The 22,898-nt window shown below is 68.8% G+C and carries 19 protein-coding genes and 1 pseudogene; 10 read left to right on the forward strand and 10 right to left on the reverse strand.

Annotated elements, in window-relative coordinates:
* Positions 1 to 1,407 precede the first annotated feature (1,407 nt).
* Both BC793_RS38585 and BC793_RS38590 read right to left on the reverse strand, forming a co-directional pair.
* Positions 1,408 to 2,178, reverse strand: coding sequence for an isoprenyl transferase (locus BC793_RS38585; RefSeq protein ID WP_109601568.1), 771 nt, complete (start codon positions 2,176 to 2,178; stop codon positions 1,408 to 1,410).
* 164 nt (positions 2,179 to 2,342) lie between these two features.
* The gene (locus BC793_RS38590) at positions 2,343 to 4,151 is read right to left on the reverse strand and encodes a phosphoenolpyruvate carboxykinase (GTP) (protein WP_109601569.1); all 1,809 of its coding nucleotides are present in this window, start codon (positions 4,149 to 4,151) and stop codon (positions 2,343 to 2,345) included.
* Positions 4,152 to 4,461: 310 nt separating this feature from the next.
* Here BC793_RS38590 and BC793_RS38595 point away from each other — a divergent pair, with 310 nt between their 5' ends.
* From BC793_RS38595 to BC793_RS38605, 3 genes are read left to right on the forward strand one after another with little or no spacing between them, the layout of a single operon-like run.
* Positions 4,462 to 5,226: a sigma-70 family RNA polymerase sigma factor gene (locus BC793_RS38595; RefSeq protein ID WP_109601570.1), complete on the forward strand. Its 765-nt coding sequence runs from the start codon at positions 4,462 to 4,464 to the stop codon at positions 5,224 to 5,226.
* Positions 5,207 to 5,761 carry a GtrA family protein gene (locus BC793_RS38600; protein ID WP_109601571.1) on the forward strand — a complete coding sequence of 185 codons (555 nt, stop codon included), beginning with the start codon at positions 5,207 to 5,209 and terminating at the stop codon, positions 5,759 to 5,761. The genes BC793_RS38595 and BC793_RS38600 overlap by 20 nt, the downstream gene beginning before the upstream one ends.
* A 37-nt stretch (positions 5,762 to 5,798) precedes the next feature.
* A complete protein-coding gene (locus tag BC793_RS38605) occupies positions 5,799 to 6,356 on the forward strand; it encodes a GtrA family protein (protein WP_109601572.1) in 558 nt (185 codons plus the stop codon).
* Here the strand turns inward: BC793_RS38605 and BC793_RS38610 are convergent.
* From BC793_RS38610 to BC793_RS38620, 3 genes are read right to left on the reverse strand one after another with little or no spacing between them, the layout of a single operon-like run.
* Positions 6,320 to 6,877, reverse strand: a complete 558-nt coding sequence (locus BC793_RS38610) for a PH domain-containing protein (RefSeq protein ID WP_170167325.1) — start codon at positions 6,875 to 6,877, stop codon at positions 6,320 to 6,322. The genes BC793_RS38605 and BC793_RS38610 overlap by 37 nt on opposite strands.
* Before the next feature lie 4 nt (positions 6,878 to 6,881).
* On the reverse strand, positions 6,882 to 7,703 hold the full coding sequence (locus BC793_RS38615) for a biotin--[acetyl-CoA-carboxylase] ligase (RefSeq protein ID WP_109601574.1): 822 nt from the start codon (positions 7,701 to 7,703) through the stop codon (positions 6,882 to 6,884).
* Between the two features lie 22 nt (positions 7,704 to 7,725).
* The gene (locus tag BC793_RS38620; protein ID WP_146246650.1) at positions 7,726 to 8,382 is read right to left on the reverse strand and encodes a hypothetical protein; all 657 of its coding nucleotides are present in this window, start codon (positions 8,380 to 8,382) and stop codon (positions 7,726 to 7,728) included.
* A 265-nt stretch (positions 8,383 to 8,647) separates the two neighbouring features.
* Between BC793_RS38620 and BC793_RS38625 the strand changes: the two genes are divergently transcribed.
* Positions 8,648 to 10,255 carry an acyl-CoA carboxylase subunit beta gene (locus tag BC793_RS38625; protein ID WP_109601576.1) on the forward strand — a complete coding sequence of 536 codons (1,608 nt, stop codon included), beginning with the start codon at positions 8,648 to 8,650 and terminating at the stop codon, positions 10,253 to 10,255.
* On the opposite strand, the gene BC793_RS38630 is transcribed toward BC793_RS38625, so the two are convergent.
* The 3 genes and pseudogenes from BC793_RS38630 to BC793_RS51895 form a co-directional block, all read right to left on the reverse strand.
* A complete protein-coding gene (locus BC793_RS38630; protein WP_109601577.1) occupies positions 10,252 to 10,995 on the reverse strand; it encodes a M50 family metallopeptidase in 744 nt (247 codons plus the stop codon). The genes BC793_RS38625 and BC793_RS38630 overlap by 4 nt on opposite strands.
* A 23-nt stretch (positions 10,996 to 11,018) precedes the next feature.
* Positions 11,019 to 11,237: a hypothetical protein gene (locus tag BC793_RS38635; RefSeq protein ID WP_109601578.1), complete on the reverse strand. Its 219-nt coding sequence runs from the start codon at positions 11,235 to 11,237 to the stop codon at positions 11,019 to 11,021.
* A gap of 2,246 nt (positions 11,238 to 13,483) precedes the next feature.
* Positions 13,484 to 14,488 (reverse strand): annotated as a pseudogene (locus BC793_RS51895) (serine/threonine-protein kinase); the annotation flags it as partial.
* Between the two features lie 101 nt (positions 14,489 to 14,589).
* Here BC793_RS51895 and BC793_RS38645 point away from each other — a divergent pair.
* The 6 genes from BC793_RS38645 (at position 14,590) to BC793_RS38665 (ending at position 21,099) form a co-directional block, all read left to right on the forward strand.
* Positions 14,590 to 14,787 carry an acyl-CoA carboxylase subunit epsilon gene (locus BC793_RS38645; RefSeq protein WP_109601655.1) on the forward strand — a complete coding sequence of 66 codons (198 nt, stop codon included), beginning with the start codon at positions 14,590 to 14,592 and terminating at the stop codon, positions 14,785 to 14,787.
* 87 nt (positions 14,788 to 14,874) lie between these two features.
* Positions 14,875 to 15,285, forward strand: a complete 411-nt coding sequence (locus tag BC793_RS38650; RefSeq protein WP_146246651.1) for a hypothetical protein — start codon at positions 14,875 to 14,877, stop codon at positions 15,283 to 15,285.
* 1,315 nt (positions 15,286 to 16,600) lie between these two features.
* Positions 16,601 to 17,749 (forward strand): S8 family serine peptidase, encoded by a 1,149-nt coding sequence (locus BC793_RS52970; protein WP_109601580.1) that lies wholly within the window; start codon positions 16,601 to 16,603, stop codon positions 17,747 to 17,749.
* 184 nt (positions 17,750 to 17,933) lie between these two features.
* The gene (locus tag BC793_RS38660; RefSeq protein WP_109601581.1) at positions 17,934 to 18,548 is read left to right on the forward strand and encodes a Maf family protein; all 615 of its coding nucleotides are present in this window, start codon (positions 17,934 to 17,936) and stop codon (positions 18,546 to 18,548) included.
* Between the two features lie 464 nt (positions 18,549 to 19,012).
* The gene (locus tag BC793_RS49205; protein ID WP_146246652.1) at positions 19,013 to 19,207 is read left to right on the forward strand and encodes a hypothetical protein; all 195 of its coding nucleotides are present in this window, start codon (positions 19,013 to 19,015) and stop codon (positions 19,205 to 19,207) included.
* 149 nt (positions 19,208 to 19,356) lie between these two features.
* Positions 19,357 to 21,099, forward strand: coding sequence for an acetyl/propionyl/methylcrotonyl-CoA carboxylase subunit alpha (locus tag BC793_RS38665; RefSeq protein ID WP_109601582.1), 1,743 nt, complete (start codon positions 19,357 to 19,359; stop codon positions 21,097 to 21,099).
* Here the strand turns inward: BC793_RS38665 and BC793_RS38670 are convergent.
* Both BC793_RS38670 and BC793_RS38675 read right to left on the reverse strand, forming a co-directional pair.
* Complete coding sequence (locus tag BC793_RS38670; RefSeq protein ID WP_109601583.1) at positions 21,096 to 21,953, reverse strand: transglutaminase family protein; 858 nt, start codon at positions 21,951 to 21,953, stop codon at positions 21,096 to 21,098. The two genes, BC793_RS38665 and BC793_RS38670, sit on opposite strands and share 4 nt — an antisense overlap.
* Positions 21,950 to 22,888: an alpha-E domain-containing protein gene (locus BC793_RS38675; RefSeq protein WP_109601584.1), complete on the reverse strand. Its 939-nt coding sequence runs from the start codon at positions 22,886 to 22,888 to the stop codon at positions 21,950 to 21,952. Before BC793_RS38675 ends, BC793_RS38670 begins: the two co-directional genes overlap by 4 nt.
* Positions 22,889 to 22,898 lie beyond the last annotated feature (10 nt).

The following is a 22,898-nucleotide window of genomic DNA, read 5'->3' on the forward strand; positions in this document are numbered from 1 at the left end:
GCGGTCCGCGTGATCTTCTGCAGCCGCCGGCCCTCGGCCATCGACAGCGCCCGCACGAACACTTCCGGGCGTCGGCCCACCCGGCATCACCTCCCACACAACAGCGAGAGAGACAGCCTGCCCGAAACATGCCCAGAACCGACGGATTACACGGCCAACGTTCAAAGACGAGGCACTAGCCACAGTCCCCGGCGCACCCACCGCCCCTAGCACCGGTCAGTCCAGTACTCCTACCGGCTCACTCCTACCGGCACTGGCTTGGCTACTGCGCACAGCACGGCGGCGAGGCGACCACCCCGGCTTCCGCTACGCCCTTTCGAACCAGCCGTGCCAATCGGCGGCTGAACCCCAGCAGACGCGACGACGACAGCACACACAACGGCATTGCGAGCTCCTGCCACCGCTATGGCCTCGATAAACGCACACGATCAGCGGATCGAGTGCGCCCGCCCACGCCATGACGACAACAGGAGCCCACGTTCGGCAACCGTGGTCGCTGACCAGCACTGCCAGCGACCGCGCCGCCCCCGCCCCCCAGCCCGGCCCAAGCCCGACCCAGGCCCCAGCACGGCCCCAGCCCCACCCAGGCCCCGGCCCGCCCCCAGCCGGCCCAGGCCCCAGCCCGGCCACGGCCCCAGCCCCAGCCCCAGCGTCGGTCCAGCCCGGCTCGGCGGTCGACTTCGCCCGAAGACTGTCCACGTTTTCCGCTCGGCTTCCAGCACTTGTCGCAACGCTTCTGCTCCGAATGCAGACGGCGATCATCCCGGCGAAGACCAGCGAGCGTTGCCGACAAACGACCGCCCCATGATCAGTCGCGAGGCTCCGGCCGCTCACGGCACTCCGAACCGTGCCAAAAGGAAGCGGACACATCCATGAGCCAAGCATCCGACGATGGCCGTTCGAGGACTGCCCGCGCAACGGGGATCACGCCCGGCTGGCTCCCACCGCTGCCTCAGGCGCGCTGAGACAGCGGTGACAGCCAGCCGGATCCGCTCAGCTGGTCCTCACCGCTGTCTCGAGCGTCGTGAGACAGCGGTGAGGACCAGCCGAGCAAGATCGGCGGCCATCGGCATGTGATGAACAGCAGGCGCTTCCACTGGTTGTGGTTCGACTACGCCGGATTCCCGGAAGGTGAAACCGGGGTCCCATAGACGGGGCGGGCCGGAATCCCGAGCAGGGACGGCCGGGAGCTCCATGAACGGGCGGGCCGAAGTCCCGGGAAGAGAAGGCTGGGAGCCCTCAAGAGGGTCGCCAAGTGCCGAAAAAGAGCCGCGCAGGCGCCGGAAGGGCGTGTCAGGCGCCGGAAGGGGCGCCCGGCGCCGAAGGCCGAAGGGGCGCCCGGCGCCGAAGGCCGAAGGGGCGCCCAGCGCCGAAGGTCGGAGGGGCATCAGGCGGCGGAGGGGGGCGTCAGGCGCCGTAGCGGCGCTGGCGGGATGAGTAGGAGCGCAGCGCCCGCAGGAAGTCGATGCGGCGGAAGTCGGGCCAGTTGGCGTCGTGGAAGTAGAACTCCGAATGGGCCGACTGCCACAGGAGGAAGCCGGAGAGGCGCTGTTCCCCGCTGGTTCGGATGACCAGGTCGGGGTCGGGCTGGCCGCGGGTGTAGAGGTGTTCGGCGATGTGTTCGACGTCGAGGATCTCGGCCAGTTCCTCGATGGTGCCGCCGGTCGCGGCGTGCTCGTACAGCAGGGAGCGGACCGCGTCGGTGATCTCGCGGCGCCCGCCGTAGCCGACGGCCATGTTGACCTCGACGCCGTCGCCGCGGTCGCGGGTCTTCTCCTGCGCGGCCTTGAGCGTGGCGGCCGTGGCGGCGGGCAGGATGTCGAGGGCGCCGACCATCCGCAGCCGCCAGGGGTTGCCCTCCTCGGCCAGTTCGGTCGCCAGGTCCTCGATGATCTGGACGAGCGGGTCCAGTTCGGCGGCCGGACGGCGCAGGTTGTCGGTGGCCAGCAGGTAGAGCGTGACGTGCTCGATGCCGGACTGGTCGCACCAGGTCAGCAGGTCCTTGACTCGGGTCGCGCCGACGCGGTGGCCGTCGTTGGGGTCGACGAAGCCCATCTCCCGGGCCCACCGGCGGTTGCCGTCGCACATCACGCCGATGTGTTTGGGCACGGGTTTGCCGGCCAGCTTCCCCGCCAGCCGCCGTTCGTAAAAGGTGTAGACCAGAGAACGCAGACTCATCGCCCCAAAGCGTAGCCACCCCCGCCGCAGGCTCAAGCGGGGCGGGCCGCCGTGGGACCGTCCGCGGCCGGGATGCGCCCGATCGTGTGCGGGGGTATCGGCTGACCGGGTGACCGGCCGGCCCCCGCCGCGGCGCCGTTGCCGTGGCGGGGGCCGACTCGGGGTCAGGCGTCGGCCAGGCGGGCCTTCAGCGCGTCGAGTTCGGCCCACAGGACGGCCGGCAGCTTGTCGCCGAACTTGGTGAACCACTCGGTGACCTGCGGGATCTCGGCCTGCCACTCGTTCGGGTCGACCCGCAGCGCGGCGGCCAGGTCGGCCGGGTCGATGTCCAGGCCGGTGAGGTCGAGCGCCTCCGGGGTGGGGACGTGGCCGATCGGGGTCTCCACCGCGTCGGCCTTGCCGTCGAGCCGCTCGCACACCCATTTGAGGACACGGCTGTTCTCACCGAAGCCGGGCCACAGGAACTGGCCCTCGTCGCCGCGGCGGAACCAGTTGACGTAGAAGACCTTCGGCAGCTTCGCGGCGTCGCCGGACGCGCCCTTGGCCATGTCGATCCAGTGCTGGAAGTAGTCGCCGGCGTGGTAGCCGATGAACGGCAGCATCGCCATCGGGTCACGGCGTACGACGCCGACCTGGCCGACGGCGGCCGCGGTGGTCTCCGACGACAGGGTGGCGCCGAGGTAGACCCCGTGCACCCAGTCGCGGGCTTCGCTGACCAGCGGGATGGTCGTCTTGCGGCGGCCACCGAAGAGGATCGCGTCGATCGGTACGCCACGCGGGTCGTGGTACTCGTCGGCGAGGATCGGGCACTGCTCGATCGGGGTGCAGAAGCGGCTGTTCGGGTGGCTGGAGACGGCCTCCGACTGGGGCGTCCAGTCGTTGCCCTTCCAGTCGGTGAGGTGCGCGGGCGGCTCACCCATGCCCTCCCACCAGATGTCGCCGTCGTCGGTGAGTGCCACGTTCGTGAAGACCGAGTTGCCCTTGGCCAGGGTGCGCATGGCGTTCGGGTTGGTGTGGAAGTCGGTGCCGGGCGCGACGCCGAACAGGCCGAACTCGGGGTTCGTGGCCCACAGCCGGCCGTCCTCGCCGAACCGCATCCAGGCGATGTCGTCGCCGACGGTCTCGACCTTCCACCCGTCGAGAGTCGGTTCCAGCATCGCGAGGTTGGTCTTGCCGCACGCCGACGGGAACGCGCCGGCGATGTACCGGACCACGCCCTCCGGCGAGGTCAGCTTCATGATCAGCATGTGTTCGGCGAGCCAGCCCTCGTCGCGGGCGGCCACACTGGCGATCCGGAGCGCGAAGCACTTCTTGCCCAGCAGCGAGTTGCCCCCGTAACCCGAGCCAAACGACCAGATCTCCCGGGTCTCCGGGAAGTGCGAGATGTACTTCGTCTCGTTGCACGGCCAGGCGACGTCCTCGGCACCGTCGAGAAGCGGCGCGCCGATCGAGTGCAGCGCCGGCACGAAGTCGGCGCCGGTCTGCTCGAGAGCGGCCAGGACGTCGGTCCCCATCCGGGTCATGATCCGCATGCTGGCCACGACGTACGGACTGTCGGTGAGCTCGACGCCGAACATCGGCTCGACCGCGTCGAGCGGGCCCATGCAGAAGGGCACGACGTACATGGTCCGGCCCCGCATGCAGCCCCGGTACAGCCCGGTCATCAGCTGCTTCATCTCGGCCGGGTCCATCCAGTTGTTGGTGGGACCGGCGTCAGCCTCGTCGACCGAGCAGATGAAGGTGCGTTCCTCGACGCGTGCCACATCGGACGGGTCGGTGCGCGCCCAGAACGAGTTCGGTTTCTTCTTCTCGTCGAGACGGACCAGGGCGCCGGTCTCGACCAGTTCGTCGGTGAGACGGGTCCACTCGGCCTCGGAACCGTCACACCAGACGATGCGGTCGGGTGTGGTCAGGGCGGCGACCTCGTCGATCCACGCAAGCAATCGCGGGTGCGAGGTAGGGGGCTGAGTCAAGGTGAAGCTCCTTCGGTCGGCACTGACCTATGACTGACCTGCCGGAATCCGGCTGTGTCATGGGGGAGTCACGTCAGCGTAAGCCCGACTGAGCATTGAGTTCATCGGTTACACCTGTGGACAACCGCACAATCTTTGGCTGCTTTGCGCGCAGACGAGCGATTCTTCGCCGCAAAGCGCAACTGTGCGCAAGGCGGCCGGTTCCGGACGAGCCACACCGTCAGTCTCGACAACTTTCACAAAAAGGACTTAGCGGCTTAGACTTCCGCGTAATCGGGCTTTCCTCGCAGTTCCGGCCACAGGAGGCGGAATGACGATCCCGGGCAACGACGCGGACTCGGACACCGGCTTGCTCGCCGCGGTCCGGGCCGGCGACACCGCCGCGTACGGCACGCTCTATGAGCGGCACCACACGGCAGCCCGCAAGTTCGCCTTCGGACTGGTCCACGATCCCGCCGACGTCGACGACCTGGTGGCCGAGACGTTCGCCAAGGTGTTCGCCACCCTGCGCGCCGGCCGGGGACCGCTCGTCGCGTTCCGGGCCTATCTGCACACCACCATGCGGCACCTCTGTTACCACCGGGCGCGGCTGGACCGGCGGCTGGAGTTCACCGACGACCTGACCCGCTACGACGCGGGCGAGCCGTTCAGTGATCCGGCCCTGGACCGGCTGGAGCGCACGTTCGCGGCGGCCGCCTTCCGGCAGTTGCCCGAACGCTGGCGCGACGTGCTGTGGCAGACCGAGATCGAGGGCAGCACCCCGGCCGAGCTGGCGCCCCGGATGGGCCTCACCCCGAACGCGGTGGCCGTCCTCGCCCACCGGGCCCGGGAGGGACTGCGCAGTCTCTATCTCCAGCAGCACGTGGCCGCGGGCGACCATCCGGAGTGCCGCTGGGCCGGCGAGCGGCTGGGCGGCCAGGTACGCGGCAAGCTCGCTCCGCGTGACGCGCATCGCATGCGGACCCACCTCGGCTGGTGCTCGAACTGCCGCAACAGCCTCGCCGAGATCCGTGAAGTCGACGGCTTTCGTCACGGTCCGTATCGCCAGCGTCACCATGCCGAGACGTCCGGTTAAGACCCGGCAACGAGGACGGCGATGGGTGACCCGCCCCGGTACCCTCGGATCCGTGCCCCCCAAACTTCCCCAGGCGTTCACCCTGCGCTCCCGGATCACGGGACTCGTCCGCGAGTTGGGCAAATTCGGGATCGTCGGCGGAATCGCCTTCACCGTCGACTTCGTGCTCTTCAACGTCCTGCTGCAGGCGGGGCTGGAGACACTCACCGCCAAGGCCGCCTCCACCGCCGTGGCCACCACCATCGCGTTCTTCGGCAACCGGTTCTGGACCTGGCGTGACGGTGAGCACACCAACATGGCCCGTCAGTACTCGACCTTCTTCGTCCTGAACCTGATCGGCCTGGGTATCGCCCTGGCATGCCTCGCGATCAGCCACTACGGCCTCGGGCAGGTCTGGCCGCAGCTACAGAGCCCGCTCGCCGACAACATCGCCGGCGTCGGCGTCGGGACCGTACTCGGTACCATGTTCCGCTTCTGGTCCTACCGCCGGTTCGTCTTCCGGGTCACTGCCGCCCCGGCGTCGGTTTCCCAGTGACTCGGCGTAATCGCCCCCGTTCCCGTAAGGTTGCCCAATGCCCTCAGCCAGTCCGCTGACGGAACGCCTCCGCCGGCTCGCCCCCGAAGCCATCGCCTTCGGCATCATCGGCGCCGGCAACACGCTGCTGTACCTCGCGATCTACTGGGTGGCGATGCCGATCGGGCCGGTGAAGGCGAGTGTCCTCGCCACCATCATCACCACCACCCTGGCGTACGTGGCGAATCGTTACTGGACCTACCGGCACCACACGCGGACCGCGCTGCGCCGGGAGTACACCCTGTTCTTCGGGTTCAACCTGGTCGGCATGGTCATCCAGTCCGGTATGACCTACCTCGGCAAGTACGGTTTCGGTCTCTCCGAGCACGAGGACAAGTTCCTGCTGCTCGGCATGACGACGGTCGGCATCGGCATCGCCACGATCTTCCGCTTCTGGGCGTACCGGACGTTCGTCTTCCTGAAGCCGCCGGTGGACGGCCACGAGGGCGCCATCACCGACATGGACGCGACCGCCGGGTTCGCCGAGCTGAGCGCGATCGATGAGCCGGGCAGTGTGGCTCACCTCGATCTGCGGCCGGAGCTCGACCCGCGCTGAGGCTGGTCCTCTTCCTCTTCTTCCTCCGCTTCCCGGGCCGGGGCCAGCTCGATCAGCTCGTAGAGGGTGCTCTGCACCAGCTGCGCGGCGGGCACCCCGGCCAGCACGGCACGCTGGTCGCCGATCGAGTCGATGGTGAGCGTGCCGCTGCCGAACACACGGTCCAGTAACGACTGTTTCATCGCGTGATCGTTGATGCGGTTCAGCGGCAGGTCACGACGCTCCCGGTCGACGATGCCCCGCTGCATCAGCAGGCGCTCACCGGTCAGCACGTACTCCGTGCAGCGCCAGTCCAGTAGCGGGTGCACCCCGTACCGCCCGCCGTAATAGAGCATGATCGCGGCGACCATCAGCAGGCCGATTCGGCCGCCGTCGGTCGCCGGGAGCAGCACCAGGCCCATGACCAGGCCGGACAGGGCGAGTACCAGCACCAGGGCCGGGAGCACCACTGCCTTCCAGTGCGGACGCACATGGAGGACGATCTCCTCCTCGTCCGCCAGAACATCCTCCGGGAACGCCACGCCGTCAGCGTACGTGCAGTACATCCCCCGCCGAGACACGGAATTCCGTGTCTTCCTCCGTACGGATCACCAATTGGCCGTCCCGGTCCACGGCCAGCGCCTCGCCGGTCCGCTCGCCGCCCCCCGGCAGCAGCACCCGCACCTGCCGGCCGATCGTCGCGCAGTGCCGCTGGTACGCGGCCAGCAGCCCGCACATCTCGGCGTCGCCGCCGGCCTCGCGCCACCCCTCATACCACCGGGCGGTGCCGCGCAGCAGCGCCCGCAGCAGCGGGCTGCGGTCCGGCTTGTCGGCGCCCGCCAGGAGCAGCGAGGTGGCCGGCACACCGGTGGTCTCCGGCAACTCGTCGGTGCGGGTACTGACGTTCAGCCCGACGCCGATCACCACGGCGTCACCGGACACCTCGGCCAGGATCCCGGCGCACTTACGGTCACCGACCAGCAGATCGTTGGGCCACTTCAGGGCGGCGTCCACCTCGGCCACCCGGGCCACCGCCTCCACCAGGGCCACCCCGGCGAGCAGCGGCAGCCAGCCGAACGCCGACGTCGGCACCCCCGGGCCCGGACGCAGCAGCACGCTCACGGTGAGACCGGCCCGCGGCGGCGACACCCACTGACGGTCCCGCCGGCCGCGCCCGGCGACCTGACTCTCGGCGACCACCACGAGACCTTCCGGCTCGCCGGCCGCGGCGGCCGCCGCGGCGTCGGCGTTCGTCGAGCCGGTCTCCTCCCGCACCTCGATCTTCGACCACAGTCCACCGGGTACGACCAGCGCGCGGTTCAGTGCCCGTGCGGACAACGGCGGCCGGTCGAGCTCGGTGTATGCCATCCCGGCAGCCTAGCCCGGCCGCTCAGTGCGGCCCCGCGCTGTGTTTGCTGACGTAGGGCCGCGGTCGGGGGCTGGGCCGGTCCTCGGTGTCCTCCTGGCCGTCGTGTCCGGACCGGAGGTCACGTTCGGCCCACGACAGCGGCAGGCGCACCCGTGGCTCCCGGGGCGGCCACTCCGGCATCGGCCCGATCGGCGGCACCGCCGGTGGCATCGCCGGCAGGTCGAATCCGGTCGCCGGTTCGTAGTCGGGCACCGGTGGCAGCGCGGCGATCTCCAGGGCCGGCTCCGGATCGGCGAACAGGTCGTCCGGCAGCGGGGTCCAGTAGTCGCCGGGCTGGTGCGGCTCGACGTCCAGCTCGGTGTAGCGGCCGGCGTAGCCACCGGGGCTCTCGATGTCGCGCCGCGCCCAGGCCGGGCCGTCCGGCTCCGGCTCACGGCGGCGGCGACGGGGCGGCCACGGGTCGTCCCGGGGGTAGCCGTTCTCGTAGCCGAGGCGCTCGTCGTCGTCGTACGGCGGCTCGCCGAAGTGCTCGTCGTCGGCCAGCTCGTCCTCGTCGGCGAGCCCGATCGACGCCAGCCCGCTCGCGTTCGCCTCGCCGTCGGCCGGCCGGCCGCTGAAGGCTGCGGTCAGTCTCCGCCTGCGCTCGGCCCGCGGCTCTCCGCCCTCGTCCGTGTCCACGTCCGCCGTGGCGGGCGGCCCGGGTAGGGACCTCGCCACGGATTCCGGACGTCGGCGGCGAGGGGATGAGCCGGCACGGTTCGCCCGACGAGCGCCGCCACCGAAGATCACGGTGCGGAAGCTGATCAGTGTGGCGAGGCCGCCTGCGATGAAGGCGAGCCCGGCCGCGGTCATCCAGTTCGTCACGCCGGTTGTAACGAATGGGGCATTGGGTATGAAACGCACGCGTAGCGACGCCCGCCGTGTGCGACGCCGCCCGGTTACGATGCTGATCATCGACTTAACGATCGCTCAGAGGGTGGAGACCTTCGTGACGACAGGCCCCGACATCCACACCACCGCCGGCAAGCTCGCCGAACTCGCCCGCCGCACCGACGAGGCCGTTCACGCCGGATCCGCGCGCGCCATCGAGAAACAGCACGCCCGCGGCAAGAAGACGGCACGCGAACGCATCGAGCTGCTGCTCGACAAGGACTCCTTCGTCGAGCTCGACGAGCTGGCCCGGCACCGGTCCACCGCCTTCGGCCTGGAGCGCAACCGGCCGTACGGCGACGGCGTCGTCACCGGCCACGGCACCGTCGACGGGCGCCAGGTGTGCGTCTTCTCCCAGGACTTCACCGTCTTCGGCGGGTCCCTCGGCGAGGTCTTCGGCGAGAAGATCGTCAAAGTCCTCGACCTGGCCATGAAGATCGGCTGCCCGATCATCGGGATCAACGACTCCGGCGGCGCCCGCATCCAGGAGGGCGTGGTCGCGCTCGGCCTCTACGCCGACATCTTCTTCCGCAACGTCCGGGCCAGCGGCGTCATCCCGCAGATCTCGCTGATCATGGGGCCGTGCGCGGGCGGTGCCGTCTACTCCCCCGCGATCACCGACTTCACCGTCATGGTCGACCAGACGTCGCACATGTTCATCACCGGGCCGGACGTGATCAAGACGGTCACCGGTGAAGAGGTCGGGATGGAGGAGCTCGGCGGCGCCCGGACCCACAACACCCGCAGCGGCAACGCGCACTACCTGGCCAGCGACGAGGAGGACGCGATCGAGTACGTTCGGGCGCTGCTCTCCTACCTGCCGAGCAACAACCTCGACGAGCCGGTCGTCTTCGAATCCACGGCCACCCTCGACGCCGATCTCGAACTCGACACCCTGATCCCGGACTCGCCGAACCAGCCGTACGACATCAAGAAGGTCGTGGAGACGGTCGTCGACGAGTTCCTCGAAGTGCAGCCGCTCTACGCGCAGAACATCGTGGTCGGCTTCGGGCGTGTCGAGGGCCGGCCGGTCGGTGTGGTCGCCAACCAGCCGATGAACCTCGCCGGGACGCTCGACATCGCCGCGTCCGAGAAGGCCGCCCGCTTCGTGCGTACCTGTGACGCGTTCAACATCCCGGTGCTGACCTTCGTGGACGTGCCCGGCTTCCTGCCCGGCACCGGCCAGGAGTGGGACGGCATCATCCGGCGCGGGGCGAAACTCATCTACGCGTACGCCGAGGCGACCGTCCCGAAGGTCACCGTCATCACCCGTAAGGCGTACGGCGGGGCGTACGACGTGATGGGGTCCAAGCACCTCGGCGCCGACGTCAACTTCGCCTGGCCGACCGCGCAGATCGCCGTCATGGGCGCGCAGGGCGCCGTCAACATCCTCTACCGGGGCGAACTCGCCGCCGCCGAGGACCCGGCGCAGCGGCGGACCGAACTCGTCCAGGAGTACGAGGACACGCTCGCCAACCCGTACATCGCGGCAGAACGCGGATATGTGGACGCGGTCATCCAGCCGTCACAGACCCGCGCCCAGGTGACCCGCGCGCTGCGGATGCTGCGCACCAAACGGGAGACCCTGCCGCCCAAGAAGCACGGCAACATCCCGCTCTAGAGGGTCAGACCCGACTCCGGCAGCCACTGGCCGGCAAGCAGGAAAGCACCACTGAGCAGGGCGAACAGGTTCACGACGAGGAAGACGCCGACCCAGAACAGCGCCGGTAGATGAGTCAACCGGGCCAACTGGTCGGCGTCCGAATCGCGCATCCGGCCCCGGCCGCGCAGACTCTGCAACTCGAAGACCGGGCGGACACCGCCGAAAAGCAGGAACCAGACTCCGGCGTACGCGAAAGCCGCCTGCGTCTCGGGCTCCGCATACCAGGACACGGCGAACACGATCGCGCCCGTGATCAGCAGCGACACCACACCGAACAGATTCCTGATGTTGATCAGCATGAGGAGCAGCAGCACCACGGCCAGCCACAGCAGCAACGTGATCCGGTTGCCGCCGAGCAGCCACGCACCCAGCACACCCACCAGCGACGGCGCGATGTAGCCGCCGAGCAGGGTGAGAATCATGCCGAGACCGGTCGGACGGCCGGCCGACAGGGTGAGGCCGGACGTGTCGAACTCGAGCCGGATGCCCTTCAGCCTGCGGCCCGTCAACAGGGCGATCAGCGCATGACCGCCCTCATGGGCGATCGTGACGGCGTTACGGGCCACCCGCCACACCGGCCGGACCGCCACCGCGAGAAAGCCGGCCACTGCCGTGAGCAGCACCAGCATCCCGGGCGGGTCGGGCTGAGCGCCCAACAGCTGGTCCCAGAGATCAGTCACACCGTCGATCGACAACACGCCGGGGACTGTAGCCGATCCCGCTATGCGCGTCGCCTCACCACGGCCTTGGCCGGTTCGGGCTCACGGTTCGCCAGTGACCTTGCCGCGTACACACCGACCGTGACAGTCACCGCCAGAACGGCCAGGACCAGCGTCAACGCGAGCAGTCCGGTGGACGCCACGATGATCGCGACGTCCGCCGCCGCCACCAGCATCCACAGAGCGATCTTCGGCTTACTGCCTTGTCGTCGGCAGTTCATGGTGTACCTCCATCCGTGATGTTGGATAACTACCCACCATCACGGATCTCACTCACCTACTTCGCCTCGAACCCCTCGAACACCCTGTCGCGGTCGGCCTTCGCCGCTTCCCAGTCACTGCTCTCGGTGTACCAGGTCAGCACGTAGGTCTCGTCCTTGACGTTGAAGACCCGCCGCACCACATGCTGCGTCGTGCCGCCGCTCGCACTACGCGTGTACTCCATCTCGGCGGCCGGCATGCCCTTGAAGGTGATCCTCCTCGGGCCGATCTTGTCGTAGCCGGTGGAACGGTCATCGTTCAGGTAATCGACCGGGTCGCTCTTCCCGCCGACGATGTCGATGCGGATCTGCCGACCGCTGCCCCAGTCGAGCGTCGTCCCGGTGGCGCCACCGCCGCCGGACACGCTCTCCGGCACCCAGAACCTGAAACCGCGGCCCTGGTAGAGACGCCAGCCCGCCGGGATCTCGGTGCTCGCCGACGACGGAGACGGGCTCGGCTTCGACGGGCTCGGCTTCGGGCTCTCGCTCTTCGGGCCCTCCGACTTGCCACCACCCGGCTGCGCCGGAGCGGACACGCCGGCCCCGGCCTGCGTCGGGTCCTTCTTCTCCGCGTCGTCACCGAACGCCTGCACCACGATGATGCCGACGAGCAGCAGGAACGTCAGAATGATGCCGAGGCCGATGGCGGCCTGGCGGCGGGTCAGCGTCGTGCCGAGGATGGTGATCCCACCGGTACGGCGAGCCGCCGGCCGCATCTGCATCGGCGTCCACGCGGGACGGTTCGGCCGGGCGAACCCGGGATCGGGCACCGGATCGCCGACCACCTGGGTGGCCGGTTCCGTCGCGGTGATGATGCGCCGGCGCGGCGGCATGCTGACGACCGAGGTCTTGTCCTCGTCGGCACCCGGCCGTGGCCGTGCGGCCGGGAGCAGCAGCGACGTCTTCTCCCCCTCCGCCGGAAGCAGCAGAGAGGTCTTCTCTCCCTCGCCCGGGAGCAGCAGGGACGTCTTCTCCCCCTCCGCCGGAAGTAGCAGGGACGTCTTCTCTCCCTCCGCCGGGAGCGGCAGGGACGTCTTCTCCCCCTCTCCCGGGAGCGGCAGGGACGTCTTCTCCCCCTCCGCCGAGAGCGGCAGGGACGTCTTTTCTCCCTCCGCCGGGGCGGGCGGTGGGAGGGCGACCACGGAGGTCTTGTCCTCCACGACCTCGGGCTCGGCGGCCTTCTCGCCCGCCTCGGTCTGCTCCTCGGCCTCGGCCTGCGCCGGGGCCGAGGGCTGCGCCTCGGCTTCCGGCACCGGGGTGGCCTCTCCCTCGGTGGCCTCCGCCTCCGGCTCGGTGACTACCGCCTCGACCGGCTCCGCCGACTCGGTGGACGGGGTGGCAGCTTCGGCGGCGTCGTCGACAGTGGCCGGTGTCTCCGGCTTCTCCTTGGGTGCCACCGACGTGGCCTGTGCGTCGAGGTCGGCGTCCGAGGCGTTACGCGGGGTCACGACCGGGAAGCCGGATGTCGCCTGCGCGAGGGAGCGTTCGTGCTCGGGCGCAGCCTTCTTCCGGCGATTGGCGGCCACGTCGGCGGCGGTGAAGCCGGTACGCAGTGAGCTGGTGGGCGCGTTGGCGGCGACCACCGACGGCGTGTCCGTCGAGCCTGGAGCCGCCGGGGCGGCCTGGCCCGCAACAGGTCGCGGCGCCTGAGCATCCCCGGGCACCTGGGCATCGCCGAGCGCCTGACCGGCACCAGGAGTCTGAGCGGCACCAAACTGAGCGGAACCCGGCGCCTGAGCGGGACGGGGCGTCTGAGCGGAACCCGGCGCTTGACCGGCACCGGACACGGGCGCTTGACCTGCGCCGGACATGGGTGCCTGACCTGCGCCGGAGACTGGTGCTTTGCCCGCGCCGGAGACGGACGCCTTGCCCGCGCCTGACACCGGGGCCTGGCCCGCGCCGGACACCGAGGCGTGGCCTGCACCGGGGCGGGGTGCCTGACCGGCTCCCGGGCGTGCCGGCTGAGCGGCGCCGGGACGGGCCGCCCGGCCCGCATCCGGGCGAGCAGTCTGGTCCGAACCGGGGCGCGGAGGGCGGCCCGCTTCGGGTGGGGAGGCGTGGCTCGTACCGGAAAGGGGGTTTGAACCGTCACGAACCGGAGGCGTGTCGAGTCGCGTCGGGTCGAGCGGTTTGGCGCCGCGCCGCGGCGTCTCCGGCGGCTGGCCGCCGACCTGGGCCTTCCCGGAGGCGAAATGCGGACGTCCGTCGGCGCCGGGTGGCTGCACGACCGGAGGGCGCGGATTCGGTACGACCGGAGCCGAACCCGTAGCGGTCCCCCACCCCGAACCCGGCAGAACCGGCGGACCACCCGGACCACTGGGCAGGGACGGGCGCTCCCGGCCCGCGCCGGGCCGCCGCATCGTCGGGCTCATCGGGAAAGTGATCTTGGCGCGGCGGCCGGCGGCACGCGACAGCAGCCGCTCCGCCTCCTCCGCGTTGATCCGGTGCGCCGGATCCTTGCGCAACAGACCGTTCAGCACCGGCTTCAGCGGCCCCGCATTACGCGCGACCGGAACGTTCTCCGTCGCCAGCGCGGCCAGCGTGGCGATCGCCGAGGGCCGTGCGAACGGCGAGGCACCCTCCACCGCGGCATAGAGCGTGGCACCCAGCGACCACAGGTCGGCGGCCGGACCGGCCGTGCCGTCCCGGGCGCGCTCAGGGGCGATGTAGGCCGGCGAGCCGAGCACCAGACCCGTCCGTGTCACATTCGGATCGCCGGGCACCGTGGCCAGGCCGAAGTCGGTGAGCACGACCCGACCGTCCGCGCCGAGCAGCACGTTGCCCGGCTTGACGTCCCGGTGCATGACGCCGTTGCGGTGCGCGGCCCGCAGCGCGTTCAGCACACCGAGACCGATCTCCGCGGCCCGCAGGGCGTTGAACGGCCCGTCCTGCGCCAGGGTGTCCTGGAGGGAACGTGAGGCCACATACTCCATCACGATCCACGGATCAGCGTCCGTGCTGAGCACGTCGAAGACACGCACCACGTTGATGTTGTTGAGCCGGGCGATGGCGCGCGCCTCACGAAGCGAGCGCTCGCGCATCTCCTGCCGCTCACCCGGGGTCAGCCCCGGAGGCGGCACGAGCTCCTTGATCGCCACTTCCCGGTGCAGGACGACATCGGTCGCTCGCCAGACACGTCCCATCCCGCCCTGACCGAGCGGCGCGACGAGCCGGTAACGATCAGCGACAACGAGTGGGGGAGAAGAAGACATCACGCAGAAAATACCTGGTTCTGTCGAGCGGCCGCGAATTGATCAGCCGAGTGTGGGACACGTGTCACCGGATCTCCGGCCCCAGGTCGTACGCTCGGTTGATGAATGAGGAACCGCTGGTCAGCGTCGTACGCGGAAGCCTAGACGATCATGAGGTGGCAGCGCTCGCCGCCATCCTGGCATCTCGATCCACTTCGGTCAATTACCCCACGCCGCCGCAACCCCCCTCAGACTGGCTCCGATCCTCCCGCCCCGGAGCCCACCCCCGAAGCTGGCAGACCGCGGCCCGCCCCCGCTGAGACGGTCATCCACAGGGGGCGGTGAGCCCGGCGAGGATTCGCTAACCTCATCAGAGTCATTCGCCGAGTGTCGATGGGAGGCCGCCGATGCCTATAGACAACGAGCCTGTGTACCGAAGCTCGGTCGACAATTACGATCTCAGCGACATCGATGGGATCGAAGCGGACATCGCCGCCATGGAGGAGTTCGCCGCCGGCCTGAAGGCCGACCTCGAGCAGAACTACGTCCCACATGCTGACCTGGTCGCAGAGAAGATGCTCGCCGCTCCGCTGACCGCAGGCGAGTTCTACGAGTTCGACCAGTTCCTGTTCACCCATACGCAGGTCCAGGACGCAACTTTCCGCAACGTCGACAACTACGTCGATGGCACCTATCAGTTCGCTACCTCGGCCGAACAGATCAGTGCGAAGTACCGCGGATCGGACGCCTTCTCTCGCGCCAAACTGTCCGACGTCGACGCCGCCTTCCGGGCATCTGGAGGTCCCAATGGTTCTTGATGCAGGGGGCGGCGGCGGAGACCGCCGGGACAGGTTTGCGTATATGCAGGTCGACGCGATGTGGGCCATGCTGCGCTTTCACGACAGCGCTCCGCACTACCAGGCACTTGAGGGCTGGAAGCGATCCTACGAGCTCGTCCTCATGCACCGGACCCAGGTCGAGAAGTACAAGGAAAAGTTGATCACGGCTTGGCCGCCGGAGCGCAACAAGGCGGCGCGTGCCTACGTCGAACGTCTCGACCACCTCATCGAGAGCCTGACGGAGACCTACGATGCATCGATCGCGAATTACACCGCCTACTCAAGTGCCCTGGCAGCGGTCGATGACATCAAGCGGAAATTGAACACCCTTCAGCAGGAGCACGCCGCCAACACGGATGCGCTCGCCAAGCACGAAGAGGAACTGCAGGATCGGCCGCGTGCCTACGGAAAGGCGATTGCTCCACCGCCTCCAGCGTCGCCGGTCGCCGCGGGACGGCAGGAGGAGCTACGCCTGCAAGCCGTAGGGCTTATGACTGGGCTAACCGCAGAACTTGCCACAGCCCAGACCTCCCTGGTCGCCCCCAAGCCCTATACTCCTTTAGCCAGAATGGACAGCTCCGGCGATCTATACGATCCATCCGGGGTGTCCATTCCGCCACTTATGTCGGCGTCAACCTCTTCAACGGGCGCGGCGCGATCATTCAGGACCGCCTCCCCCAGTCGGGGTAGCGAGAAGATAATCACAACACCACCTCATGGCGGAAATGCCGGGCCGTCTACACCGGACAAGAACCCTGCAAGCGGTCCAATTCTGGGCGGCACGAAGCAGCCGGTGGGCCCTCCGCCAACCTCAACACCACCGACAGTAACCCCGGTTCCACCGCCTGTTAGCGCGCCTGACTCCTTCACTACTTCACCGTCTCAAAACCCCTCCTCGCCAAGTCTGCCGCGGCACCCGCCAACACACGGCAGCCCCATGGGGAACTCTCCAATTGGAGGAACCCCCTCGACAACAGGAACCCGAGGGAGCTCGTCCCTTCACGGAGGAGTCATCGGTGGAACTCCTCCAATTAGCGGGGCACCCTCCGGTCGAGCGGGACAGTCGGGAGCCGGGGCGCGTGGCCCACAGCGCATAAACCCGCTAGGTGGAGTAATTGGGCATGAAAGCGTGGTCGCTCCCAGCCGACGGCTAGCGTCACAGAGCGAGCGAGAGATGAACTCTCAGCGTTGGGACCCTGACAACCCCTGGGAAACAGAAGGCGGGGTCGACCCCGTTCTTCTCCCGCAAGCGGAACAGCGAATCAACCCTGGACCGACCATCGGCGGCCGTTGAGTGAGAGCCAGGGCTAACCTCGCATATTCCTGCGTCAGCATAATCATTGCCATCGCTCCCAGCTCCCCGGCACAGGCCGATCAAGTCAGGAGCGCACAATGGTTCGCAGGTTATCTGAAACTGAACCAGGCTCATCAGATAACCAAAGGTCACGGCGTTACGGTCGCAGTTGTTGACAGTGGCGTCACACCACACATAGATATTGCCCGGAATCTAAGACGCGGCACAGATACAGTTTCCGGCGGCGACGGGTTTGGACAGAAGGACGACAGCGAGGGTCACGGCACGAAAATGGCTGGCCTAATAGCGGGTCATGGCCACGACGGAAACGGCGGAGTGCTCGGCATAGCTCCTGAGGCGAGCCTTATACCCGTAAAGGGGGCCGGCAGAATCGATGAAAGTGACGGCATAACCCCGGGAATAAAGTGGGCCGCCGAGGCCAGCGCAGACATTATTAATGTATCCGTTACGGCCAGCCGCGGCCGGCCTCTCACAGAAGCGATTTCCGCAGCAGCTAGCGCTGATTCGCTCGTGGTCGCCGCAGTGGGCAATACGTCCGAGAACTCACGATTGGCATACCCCGCAGCAATTTCCGAAGTTTTGGCAGTTGGAGCGACGGGCCGAGATGGGCAGCGTGCCGACTTCTCCATCACCGGATCTGCCGTTGATATCTGCGCCCCAGGGGTAGATATAGTAACGACTTTTCAGGCGAACAAGTACTACAAAGGAAATGGCACATCTGAAGCGACTGCAGTCGTCTCAGGAGCTGCGGCCTTAGTGCGTGCGAAGTTCCCTACTCTCTCTGCTCAAGAAGTCGCCCACCGCCTGACCTCAACTGCTGATGACAACGGGCCGCGTGGGCGGGATGAGCAGTGTGGGTTTGGGGTTCTGAACATCGTTAAGGCTTTGACCGCGGATGTTCCGCCTCTCAATCCGGCCGGGGCCTCGGGGTCGGCCGGGCCTACCGCTGCGGCTTCGGCTGGGGTTTCGGCTTCGCCGGGAGCAGGGGCGGGCGCTTCTACGGATGTGGCCTCTCCTGAGCCTGCGGGATCCAGTTTTCCCCTTGTCGCGGGGATCGCGGCTGGAGTAGTGGCTGTAGGGGCGCTTCTCGCCTTCATGATTCGGCGGCGGCGGCGCGGCGCGTCCTGAACCGGCCTCGTTACCGGCGCGGAATTGCCGGCGGCGGGGGACGGCACCGAGTGGGTCGGACGAGCGGTGTGACCGGCGGCTTTCGGGCGCGCGGGGCGGAAGCAGGGAGTTTGGTGGAGAACGTGGCTGAAACACGCCGGTTGCTCACGGTTTTACATCGGTGGGGCTTGTAGGCTCGATTGTCGTGCAGACCGACATCGCGTATCGCCTGATTCTTGCTTCGGCCAGCCCTGCTCGGCGGGCGCTGCTCACCGGGGCCGGGATTGACGCTGAGGTGATCGTCAGTGGCGTGGACGAGAGTGTCGTCGAGGCTGATGACGCCTATACGACCAGTCTTGCCCTTGCCCGGATGAAGGCCCGGACCGTGGCGGCCAATCTGCCTGCGGATCCGGCGGCTCTGGTGCTCGGGTGCGACTCGGTGCTGGCGTTCGAAGGCGAGGTGTTCGGGAAGCCGGACAGCGCCGACGAAGCCATCAAGCGGTGGACGGCCATGCGCGGGAAGTCGGGGGTGCTGCACACCGGGCATCACCTGACCGGGCTGGTGAGTGGGCTTCAGGCGGAGGCGGTCGGCACCACCACCGTGCATTTCGCTGATGTCACCGACGCTGAGATCGAGGCCTATGTGGCGTCGGGTGAGCCGCTTCAGGTGGCGGGGGCGTTCACTCTTGACGGGCGTGGTGGCGCGTTCGTCGAGCGGATCGAAGGGGATCCGGGCAACGTGATCGGACTGTCGCTTCCGCTGCTGCGCCGCCTTCTCGCCGACATGAACATTCCGATCACCTCTCTCTGGCGCCGCTGACACTGCGTCCCTCCTCGGCGCCTCGAAGAGGGACGCACAGTGCCTGTCCGCACGCTTCCTCCGAAGCGCATCCTCGTGAGCACGGTCATTGGATCTCCCGCTGCCCGAGACCGGTTGAGTCAGAACGAAACGTCGGGCTCAACTAGCGACGACAGCAGCACACGATCGGCGATCGTGGGCGCTGACCGTCGCTATGGGCGCGATGGGATCACACACTCGACCATAGGTGAGCGCCTACCGTTGCCATAGGAAAGACCAGGTCACACGATCGCCGTGCGTGTGCTTCCACCATGGCCGACGGCGACTGCGGAGCAGTCGATCACGCAGAAGTAAGACCCAGGTCAGCGGCGAGTGGGATCACGACGCGGGGAGGCCGGACAGCAGAGCAGCACGACACGCCATGGCATGGGCAGCGTGATCGGGACCCCGGCATGGGCGGCAGGCGGCCGGGAGCGCCAGACGGCATGCGGCGACGGCCGGCCCGCGGCACAGCAGGCGGCACGGCGCGCGACACGCCGGGGCACGGCATGCAGCGCGGCACGCCGGAGCACTGGACGCGGCACGGCAGGCCACAGACCGGGCACGGCGGCAGGCTGCGCGGCACTCGGCACGGCAAGCGCGCGGCACGGGCGAACGCGGCACGGGCGAGCACGGTTTGAGGGGGAGTGAGATGGGGCGGGCTGCTGGGCGGCGGGGATCGGTGAATGGGGATTAACTTGCCGGGCGGGGCCCGGCGGCGGGAACCGATCCGGATTCGCGGCGGAATCGGCGGTCCGGAACGACCTGAGTAACCGTTAGGCTCATAGCCGTGCGGAAGATATTGATCGCCAATCGTGGCGAGATCGCCCTCCGGGTCATCCGGGCCTGCAAGGACGCCGGCCTCACGAGCGTCGCCGTCTATGCCGACAGTGACCGGGACGCGCTGCACGCGCGCCTGGCCGACGAGGCGTATGCGCTGGACGGTGAGACCGCCGCCGAGACCTATCTCCGCATCGACAAGTTGCTCGACGTGGCGAGACGGAGCAATGCCGACGCCGTTCATCCGGGCTACGGCTTCCTGTCGGAGAACGCCGAGTTCGCGCAGGCCGTACTCGATGCGGGGTTGACCTGGATCGGGCCGACGCCGCAGGCGATCCGGGACCTGGGCGACAAGGTGACCGCGCGGCACATCGCGCAGCGTGCGGGGGCGCCGCTGGTGCCGGGGACGGCGGAGCCGGTCGCGGATGCGACGGAGATCGTCGCGTTCGCCGAGGAGCACGGCCTGCCGGTGGCGATCAAGGCGGCGTTCGGCGGTGGTGGCCGCGGGCTGAAGGTGGCGCGGACGCTGGAGGAGATTCCGGCGCTGTTCGAGAGCGCGACGCGGGAGGCGGTGGCCGCGTTCGGGCGTGGCGAGTGTTTCGTGGAGCGTTACCTGGACCGGCCGCGGCATGTGGAGGCGCAGGTTCTGGCGGACACGTTCGGCACGGTGGTGGTGGTCGGGACCCGGGACTGTTCGTTGCAGCGCCGGCACCAGAAGCTGGTGGAGGAAGCTCCCGCGCCGTTCCTGAGTGACGAGCAGCGGCGGAAGATCCACGAGAGTGCGAAGGCGATCTGCCGGGAGGCCGGCTATCACGGTGCCGGGACGGTCGAGTATCTGGTGGGCCAGGACGGGACGATCTCGTTCCTGGAGGTGAACACACGCCTTCAGGTGGAGCATCCGGTCAGTGAGGAGACCACCGGCATCGATCTGGTGCGGGAGCAGTTCCGGATCGCGGCGGGCGAGAGGCTGCGGTTCACCGAGGATCCGGAGCCGCGCGGCCACGCGATCGAGTTCCGGATCAACGGGGAGGACGCGGGGCGCGGGTTCCTGCCGGCGCCGGGGACGGTGAGCCGGCTGGAGTGGCCGTCGGGGCCGGGGGTGCGGGTCGACTCGGGCGTCATCGAGAAGGATGTGATCGGCGGGAACTTCGACTCGATGCTCGCGAAGATCATCGTGACGGGTGCGACGCGGGCCGAGGCGCTGGAGCGGTCGCGGCGGGTGCTGGACGAGACGGTGATCGAGGGCATCGCCACGGTTCTGCCGTTCCACCGGGCGGTGATCCGCGACGAGGCGTTCACCGGCGAGCCGTTCACGGTGCACACGCGCTGGATCGAGACGGAATGGGTCAACGAGGTGCCGCCCTTCGGGGCGCCGGCGGCGCCGGACGGCGAGAAGGAAGAACGCGAGACCGTCGTGGTAGAGGTCGGCGGGCGGCGCATCGAGGTGCGGCTTCCCAAGAACCTCGGCGGTACGGCTACCGGCCCCGCCCCGAGGCGGACACCGACTCGCGCGCAGGGTAGGGCGCAGAGTAAGCCGACCACCGGCGGACTGACCGCCCCCATGCAGGGCACGATCGTGAAGGTCGCCGTGCAGAACGGTGACGAGGTCGCCGAGGGTGACACGATCGTGGTGATCGAGGCGATGAAGATGGAGCAGCCGCTTCAGGCGCCGAAGGCGGGCACCGTGGCGGGCCTGTCCGTCGAGCCGGGTGCCACGGTCACCGCCGGCACCGTGATCTGCGAGATCGGCTAGCGCAGGCGGGTGATCGTCACCTCGACGCCCTGCCCGGTGCTCCGCGGCCCGGAGTAGATGCCTTTGAGCGGCGGCACGTCGTCGTACTCCCGGCCCCGGCCGACGACGACGTGCCGTTCGCCGACGGGCACCCCGTTGGTGGGGTCGTAGGAGGTCCATCGGCCGGCCCACCATTCGACCCAGGCGTGGCTCTGCCCGACGACGCTCTCCCCGATGGCGGCGCCCGGTTTCGGGTGGAGGTAACCGGAGACGTAGCGGGCGGGCAGGCCCATCTGCCGGAGCATGCCGACGGCCAGGTGGCTGATGTCCTGGCAGACCCCGGACCGCTGGGCCCAGGCGTGCAGGGCGTCGCTCTGGACGCCGGTGGAGCCGGGCACGTACGCCACCTCGGCCCGGACGAAGTCGCAGACCGCCATGGCCGCCTCCTGCGGGGTGGCGTGCCGTCCGCGCAGGTCGGCGACGACGGCGCCGAGTTCACCGTCGAGGCCGGTGCGCCGGGTCGGCAGGATCAGCTCATACCACCGGTCGGCGTGCCGGGCCACGTCGTCCCAGCTCGCGCTGTCGCCGGCGGGGATCCGATCGCCGGGCGGCAGGGTCTCCACGGTGGACGAGGCGGTGACGGTCAGCGACTCGTGGGCGGCGTGTACGTCGAACGCGGTGACGACGGTGCCCCAGTAGTCCTCGTACTGGTAGGTGCGGGCGGGCGGCCACACGTCGACCTTGGCGTCGAGGACGGCCTGCCGGGCCTCGTTGCGGGGCCACATCCGGGCCTCGTTGTAGGAGGAGGACACCGGTCCCGCGTACTCGAAGCCGGATCGGTGTTGCACTTTGAGTCGCCAGCTGCCGATCGTCATGCCACGGCTCCACTGGTCCAGAGGACGGCCGAGGTCTGCCGGAAGTATCTGCGGGAGACCGCTTCGTTCACCTGGGAGCAGGTGCGTTCCAGGCCGGTCAGCACCGGCCCCAGGTCGTCGATCAGTTCGTCGGCGCCGCGGAATTCGAGGCCGGTCCGGGCCCGCCCGACGATGCGCTGCGCGTCGGTCGCCACGCCGGCCCGCCCGGGGTCGGGTTCGAGGTCGGCCAGGCAGCTCTCGGCCGCCGACAGGGCGGCGAAGACGGACCGCGGGAAGAGCCGGTCGAGCAGCAGGAACTCGGCGGCGTGCCGGTCGTCGAGGGCACCGCGGTAGGTGCGCAGGAAGGTCTCCCACGCCCCGCTGGAGCGCAGCAGCGTCAGCCAGGAGGGGATGCTGCCGCCGGCCAGCTCGTGGGTGCGCAGCAGCCGGGCGGTCATGTCGACACGCTCCACGTTGCGCCCGAGGACCAGGAACTTCCAGCCCTCGTCGCGGCTCATGGTGGCGTCGGTGAGCCCGGCCATGACCGCGCACCGGTCGCGCACCCAGCGGAAGAACGCGTGGACGCCCTGCTGCTCGACGGTCCGGCGGACGCTCGACAGCCCGTGGTAGGTGGCGTTGAGGCATTCCCACATCTCCGAGGAGATGATCTCCCGGCAGCCGCGGGCGTTCTCCCGGGCGGCGGCCAGGGCGCCCACCACCGAGCTGGGGTTGCGCTGGTCCAGGCCGAGAAGATCGACGACCCGGCCCGAGGTGTACGGCCCTTCGGTCACCGCCATGCCCATGACCCCGAACAGCGACCGGACGGCGGTCTCCTCGTTGGTCCACGGGTCGGCGAGGATGCGTTGCAGGTGCACGTCGAGGATGCGCGCGGTGTCCTCGGCCCGCTCCACGTAGCGCCCGATCCAGTAGAGGGACTCCGCGATCCGGCTCAGCATGTCCGTACCC

Source organism: Actinoplanes xinjiangensis, from assembly GCF_003148685.1.
GTDB classification, from domain to species: domain Bacteria; phylum Actinomycetota; class Actinomycetes; order Mycobacteriales; family Micromonosporaceae; genus Actinoplanes; species Actinoplanes xinjiangensis.